General features: G+C 47.4%; 5 protein-coding genes and 1 pseudogene. 4 read left to right on the top strand and 2 right to left on the bottom strand.

What is annotated here, in order from left to right; genetic code table 11:
- Positions 1 to 183: 183 nt before the first annotated feature.
- Positions 184 to 1,328, bottom strand: a pseudogene (locus N0B36_RS23330) (IS3 family transposase).
- A gap of 675 nt (positions 1,329 to 2,003) precedes the next feature.
- On the opposite strand from N0B36_RS23330, the gene mtnK reads away from it, so the two are divergent.
- The 4 genes from mtnK (at position 2,004) to N0B36_RS23310 (ending at position 6,151) form a co-directional block, all read left to right on the top strand.
- A complete protein-coding gene (mtnK, locus tag N0B36_RS23325; protein WP_049282230.1) occupies positions 2,004 to 3,263 on the top strand; it encodes an S-methyl-5-thioribose kinase in 1,260 nt (419 codons plus the stop codon).
- Positions 3,264 to 3,272: 9 nt separating this feature from the next.
- Positions 3,273 to 4,373 carry an S-methyl-5-thioribose-1-phosphate isomerase gene (mtnA, locus tag N0B36_RS23320; RefSeq protein WP_259689318.1) on the top strand — a complete coding sequence of 367 codons (1,101 nt, stop codon included), beginning with the start codon at positions 3,273 to 3,275 and terminating at the stop codon, positions 4,371 to 4,373.
- A 28-nt stretch (positions 4,374 to 4,401) separates the two neighbouring features.
- On the top strand, positions 4,402 to 5,043 hold the full coding sequence (locus tag N0B36_RS23315; protein ID WP_153690299.1) for an L-fuculose-phosphate aldolase: 642 nt from the start codon (positions 4,402 to 4,404) through the stop codon (positions 5,041 to 5,043).
- Between the two features lie 103 nt (positions 5,044 to 5,146).
- Entirely contained in the window at positions 5,147 to 6,151 is a 1,005-nt protein-coding gene (locus N0B36_RS23310) for a GRP family sugar transporter (RefSeq protein WP_000471144.1), read from the top strand.
- Positions 6,152 to 6,191: 40 nt separating this feature from the next.
- Here N0B36_RS23310 and N0B36_RS23305 read toward each other — a convergent pair whose 3' ends face one another.
- Positions 6,192 to 7,178 carry a sugar-binding transcriptional regulator gene (locus tag N0B36_RS23305; protein ID WP_047497966.1) on the bottom strand — a complete coding sequence of 329 codons (987 nt, stop codon included), beginning with the start codon at positions 7,176 to 7,178 and terminating at the stop codon, positions 6,192 to 6,194.
- Positions 7,179 to 7,203: the final 25 nt, after the last annotated feature.

The following is a 7,203-nucleotide window of genomic DNA, read 5'->3' as shown; positions in this document are numbered from 1 at the left end:
AGTTAATGAGTTAATGAGTTAATGAGTTAATGAGTTAATGAGTTAATGAGTTAATGAGTTAATGAGTTAATGAGTTAATGAGTTAGTGAGTTAGTGAGTTAGTGAGTTAGTGAGTTAGTGAGTTAGTGAGTTAGTGAGTTAGTGAGTTTGTAGTTATCATTAAGTTGAATCGCCACGGATAATCTAGACACTTCCGAGCTGTTGATAATACTGGTTTTCGTATTCTGTCGGTAACATCTGATCGCTTGAACTATGCCGACGCTTACTGTTATAAAACATTTCGATGTAATCAAAAATATCGCTACGGGCTTCTTCACGCGTTCCGTAGATCTATTTCTTTATCCGTTCGCGTTTCAGTAGCTGGAAAAAGCTCTCTGCAACCGCGTTATCATGACAGTTACCGCGACGGCTCATGCTACCTTCCAGCCCGTGTGACTTCAGGAACGACTGCCACTCATGACTTGTGTATTGACTGCCCTGGTCTGAGTGAACCAGCACCTGTTTTTGGGGATTACGTCGCCATACAGCCATCAGCAGTGCGTTAAGAACAATATCTTTTGTCATCCGGGGTCGCATTGACCAGCCGATAACTTTGCGCGAGAACAGGTCAACAACTACGGCCAGATACAGCCAGCCCTCGTGGGTTCGGATGTAAGTTATGTCCATTACCCAACGTTCATCCGATGCTTCCGGGTTGAACTGTCGCTGGAGTCTGTTGGGTGTCACGATACTGGCTTCACCTTCACGCGCTCATGGGGGTCGATACCCGACCTGAGCCTTTATCCCGGCACGCTTCATCAGTCGCCAGACTCTGTTCACTCCGCACTGTTGCTCGCTGTCCCGCAGGTCCAGATGGATCTTGCGATAGCCATAAACACAACCGGACTCCAGCCAGAACTGTTTGATCTGTCCCGTCAGTCTCAGATCTGCCTGGTGGCGCTGAGAATGCGGCTGCTGAAGCCAGGCGTAAAAACCACTGGAATGAACATCCAGCACCCTACAGAGCAGACGAATAGGCCAGCAACAGGAGTTGTCACGGATAAAGGCGTACCTCAGTCGGACAGCTTTGCGAAGTACGCGGCTTTTTTAAATATGTCCCGTTCGTCAGTAACCCGCTTCAGCTACTTCTGGAGTCGGCGGATCTCGGCCTGAGCATCTGACTGCTCTTTGTTGGTGGATGAGTCCGGCCCCTACTTCTTTATCCAGGCATAAAGACTGTGGGTAGTGATATCGAGACGTGTTGCAACACTGGAAACAGAATAGCCACGATCAACAACCTGTTTAACTGCTTCAATTTTAAACTCTTCAGGATAACGCTTACTGCTCATGTGCACCTCTCTTTAAGCCATTTCAAATGACTCCGAGGTGTATGTTAAACCTGTGGTGATTCAGACCTCTTGATTTGGGGTACATGGAAAATGGGCGTAGCAAGCCTCAGCTAGATAACTAACCGTAATAAAGGGCTTTTCTGCGTGCAATGTAAGGCAAGGATAACCAGGCAGGTTGCAAGAAAGATAATCGTTTTGATAGATCAGTTTCTCGATATTGATCGTTAGTGCCGATCGATAAGAAGTGCGGGAACGTTAGACTCACCTCTGTTGCTCCATCATGATGATGGGGCTGTTGGCCCTAGAATCTATCTGTCTATTAGCATCGGCATGACAAATACCATGTGTCGCCAAAACAAAAGACAACAGAAAAATACATATGTATAAAAACAAGTATGGTTTTATTCTGTCACTTCAATACTTCCTTTCGCCTAAGATTGCCCGTAATAATTCCCCGCGCAGTACTATTGCTGTGATATAACAACATGAATTATATCGTAATGATGGATGCTTGCCTCTACTGGTTCCTGTAAGGATCATGACTCCATACAACATCATTTTTAATTTTCTCCAGTTCAAAAAATCTACATACGTCACAAATAAATTTACATTTGATAATGTATAGTTGTCATGTGACAAGTTGATTATCATTCTGTGTAGACAAGGAGAACTGTTATGACGGATTCAATTCCATCAGGTTACAAGCCGCTGACATGTGACACGCTGCCGGGTTATCTCTCATCCAGACTGACCCCTTCATGCGAACCGGGAGGGTTACCTGAAGAGTGGAAAGTTTCAGAAGTGGGGGACGGAAACCTGAACATGGTGTTTATCGTTGAAGGGACGCATAAAACCATCATTGTAAAACAAGCTTTGCCTTGGCTTCGTGCAGGAGGCGAAGGATGGCCTTTATCTCTGAGCCGAGCAGGCTTTGAGTACAACGTTTTATGTCAAGAAGCAAAATACGCGGGTCACTCACTGATTCCGCAGGTCTATTTTTACGACCCGGAAATGGCACTGTTTGCCATGGAGTATCTGACGCCTCACGTAATTCTGCGTAAGGAACTGATTAACGGTAAAAAATTCCCTAAGCTAGCAGAAGATATCGGCAGTTTTTTAGCTCAGACTCTCTTTAATACGTCTGACATTGGCATGTCAGCAGAACAGAAAAAAGCGCTTACTGCCGAGTTCGCGTTGAATCATGAGCTGTGCAAAATTACGGAAGATCTGATCTTCACAGAGCCCTATTACAACGCTGAACGGAATAACTGGACTTCTCCTGAACTGGACGATGCCGTCCATAAGGCCTGGGCTGATGTAGAGATGATCCAGGTTGCCATGCGTTATAAGTACAAATTTATGACAGAAGCGCAGGCATTGTTACATGGTGACCTTCATTCAGGGTCAATCATGGTGACCGACACGGATACCAAAGTGATAGATCCAGAATTCGGTTTCATGGGTCCAATGGCGTTTGATATCGGCAATTATATCGGCAACATTCTGCTGGCGTTCTTCTCACGCCCTGGGTGGGATGCGAATGAGCAACGTCGCGCTGACTATCAGGAATGGCTGCTTCAGCAGATTGTCCAAACCTGGTCCGTTTTCACCCGGGAGTTCCGTCAGCTTTGGGACAACAAAACACAGGGCGACGCGTGGCCGACAGAAATGTATCAACAGAACAGGGCCGCTCTTGAGGACGCACAGGATCAGTTTTTTGCCACCCTACTTGAAGATTCCCTGGTGAATGCCGGCATGGAAATGAATCGCCGGATCATTGGTTTTGCTGGCGTTGCCGAGCTGAAACAGATTGAAAATACAGAGCTTCGCGCAGAATGTGAACGACGCGCTTTGACCATGGCGCGCGATCTTATCGTCAATGCCCGCCAGTTTAAAAATATGGACTCCGTCATCCAGTCTGCGAAGGTTAAGTAAGAGGTCATTATGAATATTAAAGGTAAACACTACCGTACGGTCTGGGTTTCCGGGGATGGAAAAGCGGTAGAAATCATCGATCAGACTAAGTTGCCTTTTAAGTTCGAGGTGGTGGCGCTTACCTCTGCGGAAATGGCCGCTACGGCTATTCAGGAGATGTGGGTTCGTGGCGCTCCGCTTATTGGTGTCGTTGCAGCCTATGGTATCGCGCTGGGAATGAATCACGATGCCAGTGACATGGGTCTGCAGCGTTACTATGACCTTCTTATCAAAACCCGACCAACGGCAATTAACCTCAAATGGGCTCTCGACAGGATGATAGCCACACTGAAGGATCTCTGTATATCAGAGCGCAAGGATGTGGCCTGGGCGCTGGCGGCAGAAATTGCCGAGGAAGATGTCGCGTTGTGTGAACGAATTGGATTACATGGCGCAGAACTCATTCGCGAAATAGCCCAGAAAAAACCGGCAGGCAGTGTGGTAAATATCCTGACGCACTGCAACGCAGGATGGCTGGCGACCGTAGATTGGGGCACGGCACTTTCCCCCATCTATAAAGCGCATGAAAACGGAATTTCCGTTCATGTCTGGGTGGATGAAACGCGGCCACGCAATCAGGGAGGGCTCACGGCATTTGAACTGGGATCACATGGCATTCCTCACACCCTGATTGCCGACAATGCGGGAGGTCACCTGATGCAGCACGGCGACGTTGATCTTTGTATTGTCGGGACCGATCGAACAACGGCCAAAGGAGATGTCTGTAATAAAATAGGCACCTATCTTAAAGCGCTGGCCGCCCATGATAACCATGTGCCCTTTTACGTCGCTTTACCTTCACCCACCATTGACTGGACTATTGAAGACGGAAAAACCATTCCGATTGAACAACGTGACGGAAAGGAACAGTCCCATGTCTACGGGATAAACCCTCATGGAGAGTTGAGCTGGGTGAATATTGCCCCTGAAGGAACACGTTGCGGAAACTATGCTTTCGACGTCACGCCTGCCAAATATATCACCGGCCTCATTACTGAACGGGGAGTCTGTGCCGCCAGTGAGTCAGCGCTGTCGGGGATGTTTGCTGACCTTAAGAGTAACTCACTCTAGCGACGGCCAGTGCTGTTAAGGAGCAAGAATGGAAAGGATCAAATTAGCAGAAAATATCATTTCCACTTGTCGGGAAATGAATGCGTCAGGTCTTAATCAAGGAACATCAGGTAATGTGAGTGCCAGATATACCGGTGGCATGTTGATTACGCCGAGTGGGATCGCTTATTCAAAGATGACGCCGGACATGATTGTCTTTGTAGACGATAAGGGAGTACCTGACGCGGGTAAAATACCATCAAGTGAATGGTTATTTCATCTGGCGTGTTATAAAGCCAGACCAGAATTGAATGCTGTCATACATACGCATGCGGTGAATTCCACGGCGGTGGCAATACATAATCATTCAATTCCGGCCATTCATTATATGGTGGCGGTATCGGGGACGGATCATATTCCCTGTATTCCCTATTATACCTTTGGCAGCCCTGAACTGGCCGACGGTGTATCTAAAGGGATCAGAGAAAGTAAGTCCTTGCTGATGCAGCACCACGGTATGCTGGCCATGGACGTCACGCTGGAAAAGACGTTGTGGTTGGCGGGTGAAACCGAGACGCTGGCTGATTTATACATCAAATGTGGCGGATTACATCACGATGTTCCCGTTCTGTCTGAAGCCGAAATGACCATCGTTCTTGAAAAATTCAAAACGTATGGTTTGAAAGCGTAATTACAGCTTTATTTTAATTAATAACATATAGCAGCCATTCGCGGAATGGCTGCTATCCCCTCTGTCCACAACGATTGATTATAACTACCACAAGGAGTTATTTATGTTTATCGTGGAATCGTATGCTGTCGCCATAATAATGTGTTTTATTACCATGATTTGCTGGGGTTCATGGGCGAATACAACCAAACTTGTCAGCAATAAAAAATGGGAGTTTCCTCTATTCTATTGGGATTATTCAATTGGATTATTGCTGTGTTCTTTGTTATTTGCCTTCACGCTGGGTTCTATGGGCGAAGCCGGTCGTAGCTTTATACCTGATATTCAGCAGGCGAGCAGTAGTAGTCTGATGTCGGCAATACTGGCAGGGATTATTTTCAATATTTCCAATATCCTTCTGGTAGCTTCTATTAATCTTGCCGGTATGGCGGTAGCTTTTCCTGTGGGTGTGGGGCTGGCACTGGCTCTGGGTGTAATCACCACCTATATCGGCAATCCGCAGGGCGATCCGCTCATTCTGTTCCTCGGTGTCGCCTGCGTTGTGATCGCCATTATTTTTACCGCGATAGCCTATGGTCGTGTCACGCAGGAGGCGGATAAATCCCGTCGTAATAAAGGTCTCATCACTGCCATTCTGGCGGGTATCATCATGGGATGGTTTTTCCGCTTCCTGGCTGACTCCATGTCTGACAATTTCAGTCAGCCTGCCAGCGGTCTGATGACGCCGTACTCAGCACTTGTCCTGTTTGCCGTGGGGCTGTTTTTGTCGAACTTTGTCCTTAACACGCTGGTCATGAAAAAGCCTATTTCAGGAGAACCGGTCAACGGGAAAATGTATTTTTCCGGGAGTTTACGGGATCATGTTTGCGGCTGGCTGGGCGGTATGATTTGGTGTGTCGGTCTTGCATTCAGTCTGATTGCGTCTGGTCAGGCGGGTTATGCCATTTCTTACGGTCTGGGACAGGGTGCCACGATGATTGCCGTGATCTGGGGGGTCTTCATCTGGAGAGAATTTGCCAGTGCGCCAGCCGGAACCAATAAACTGCTGCTGACCATGTTTATTTCATACATTGTGGGTATTGTTCTTATTATCGCCGCTAATCAATAAAATCCTGCCCCATATCCACATGGGGCAGTTGTTCATTCTTTTAGTGTGGTAATTCACACGCCAGCAAAAACTCTGCCGTTCCTTCATCAACAATCAGGTCCGTGACATATCCTCCCAGCAGGGCACCCAACGTTGCGTCATAGCCTCTTTCCCCACCAGCAAGAAAGATCTTCCGTTCAATCTGCCTTAACTGAGCCAGACTGATTCCCAGAATACGCTGGTCAACATCAGCCACGACGGGCATCCCTTCCTTGTCATAGAAGCGGCCACAAATGACACCTACTGCGCCTAAATCCCGATACGTCTGCATTTCCTTCTTATTCAGCACGCCCACCCGAATCAGGGGATTTTCATCAAGCGCGTTACCCACGACAAAAAAGGCTTTCGTACAGCGAGTCAGAACGTCAAAATTCGATCGAATAATAGGCTCTGCCTGTAATTCCATGGCCAGTCTGGCACTTGATACCACGGCAGGAACATGAAGCGAAGCGACACGGCCTGAAAGCTTGTAAGCGATTTGCGATGAGGATTCAATAATCGTCAGGTCTGGTTGAGAGGGCATGGAACCGAGCATCTGAATAACAGTGACATTTTTACATGACTTCGGCGTCATGGTTTTGCTCATCTGATGGATTGTTCTTCCCCAGGCAACCCCCAGCACATCACCATTCTCAATTACCTGATTCAGATACATGCCACCGGCACGTGAAAGACGAGTACGCATCAGCTTTGTATCATCACGTTTTCCGGCATGTTCGCCATCAGGCACGATGATCACTCTCTGGAGATTGAATTTATCGCGAATTTGCAAAGCTGCGTCGATAGATCCAAAGACATTCACATCCAGGTTGATATGAACCAGTCCATTTTCCCTGGCTGTTTGCAGGTATTTGACAACCGTGACGCGGGACACCCCCATGATAGATGCAACTTCAGTCTGGCTTTTGCCTTCCTGATAGTACAGCCATGTTGCATGAAGTACGGGATCATCATTGAACAGGCTGCTGTTTGTTTGATCTCTATCCACTTTTGTATACCTGTATTAAACCGGG

Source organism: Citrobacter sp. XY323 (assembly GCF_025106035.1).
GTDB classification, from domain to species: domain Bacteria; phylum Pseudomonadota; class Gammaproteobacteria; order Enterobacterales; family Enterobacteriaceae; genus Citrobacter; species Citrobacter braakii.
The sequence above is the reverse complement of the archived record's forward strand: the minus strand, read 5'-3'. Positions and strand labels throughout refer to the sequence as shown.